This window comes from Thermodesulfobacteriota bacterium (assembly GCA_040756475.1).
In the GTDB taxonomy this organism is placed as follows: domain Bacteria; phylum Desulfobacterota; class Deferrisomatia; order Deferrisomatales; family JACRMM01; genus JBFLZB01.
In genome coordinates, this window is record JBFLZB010000367.1 from 1 (window position 1) to 1574 (window position 1574).

2 protein-coding genes are annotated in these 1574 nt (G+C 72.0%); one reads left to right on the forward strand and one right to left on the reverse strand.

Going from position 1 to position 1574, the window contains the following annotated elements:
- Positions 1 to 392, reverse strand: a 392-nt coding sequence (locus AB1578_23790) for a hypothetical protein (GenBank protein ID MEW6490920.1), incomplete at its 3' end; no start/stop codon positions are given.
- A gap of 26 nt (positions 393 to 418) precedes the next feature.
- On the opposite strand from AB1578_23790, the gene uvrC reads away from it, so the two are divergent.
- On the forward strand, positions 419 to 1574 hold a 1156-nt coding region (gene uvrC, locus AB1578_23795), incomplete at its 3' end, for an excinuclease ABC subunit UvrC (GenBank protein ID MEW6490921.1).

The window sequence follows — 1574 nt, forward strand, 5'->3', positions numbered from 1 at the left end:
TACAACTGGAGGACCAGCCCGAAGGGCGCCGGCAGTTTGGCGAGCGCCCCGGGGACCCCTGCGAACTCCTCCAGGGCCGCGGGGGTGGCGGGCAGGGCCGGAAGCTGGGGAAGCTCCAGGGCCCGGGCCAGGTACACCCGGAAGTGGTCTCCCAGGGCCAGGACCGCCACGTCGGAGAGTCGATCATCCCCCTGCTGCAGGGCCTCCACCAGGAGCGCCATCTCCTCGCCCCCCGCCCGCGGGCCCACCGAAGCTCCAGCGGCCCCGGTGGTCAGGTCGCCCACCTTCTTGGTGGCCAGCCGCAGGCCGTAGGCCGCCGCCTTGACGAAGGAGAGCACTCCTTCCAGCGCCTCTTCCAGTGCCCCGAGCGCCCGATCCGCGTCGGTTCCCATCCCTGCGTCTCCCTCCGGTCGCCCCCGTGTCCCTGCCCATCACTAGCCCGGACCGCCGGGCGGCGGGTACTATACCCGCCATGGACCTGCGCGAAAAGGTGAGCCACTTCCCGTCGCGGCCGGGGGTCTACCGCATGGTGGACGCCCAGGGCAAGGTGCTCTACGTGGGCAAGGCCAAGGACCTGCGGGCCCGGGTGCGCACCTACCTGCGCGAGGGCGCCGACGGGCGGCCCCGGGTGCGGTTCCTCATGGCGCGGGTGGCCGACATCGAGTATGTGGTCACTGACAGCGAAAAAGAGGCCCTGATCCTCGAAAACACCCTGATCAAGCGCCACCGTCCCCGGTACAACGTGAACCTGCGGGACGACAAGACGTACCTGAGCCTGCGCCTCGATGTCCAGAACCCCTTTCCCCGGCTGACCATGGTGCGCCAGACGGCGGCCGACGGCGCCCTCTACTTCGGCCCCTACTCCTCGGCCCGCAGCCTGCGGGAGACCGTGGAGCTCGTGGGCCGCCTCTTCCCCCTGCGCCAATGCTTCGAGGCGGGGTTTCGCCCCCGCACCCGGCCGTGCCTCTACTGCCAGATCCGGGGCTGCCCCGCCCCCTGCTGCGGCCTGGCGGACCCGGCCGCGTACCGCCGGGTCGTGGAGCAGGTGGTGCTCTTTCTGCGGGGCCGCAGCGGAGAGCTCCTGGGGGAGCTTCGCGCCGCCATGGCCGCAGCCGCCGGCCGCCAGGACTACGAGGAGGCGGCCCGCTTGCGCGACCGCATCCGGGACATCGAGCTCACCCTGGAGCGCCAGAAGGCCGTCACCCACCGCCCCGTGGACCGGGACGTGGTAGGCCTGGTGCGGGAGGGATCCGAGGCCCAGGCGGCGGTCTTGGTCATCCGGGCCGGCAACCTCATTGACCGCAGGGCCTACTACTTTGCCGACCTCTCGGGGGAAGACCCGGAAGTGGCCGCCCAGTTCGTGCAGCAGTACTACCGGGGCGACCGCATCATCCCCCCCGAGGTGGTGGTGGGCCTGGGCCTGGCCCCCGGCGACCGGTCGCTCCTCCAGGAGTGGCTGGGGGAGAAGCGGGGCAAGGCCGTGGAGGTCGTCTCGCCCCGGCGGGGCGAGAAGGCGCAGCTCCTGGGCATGGCCGAGGAGAACGCCCGGGAGCTCCTGGCCGAGCGACGCCGCA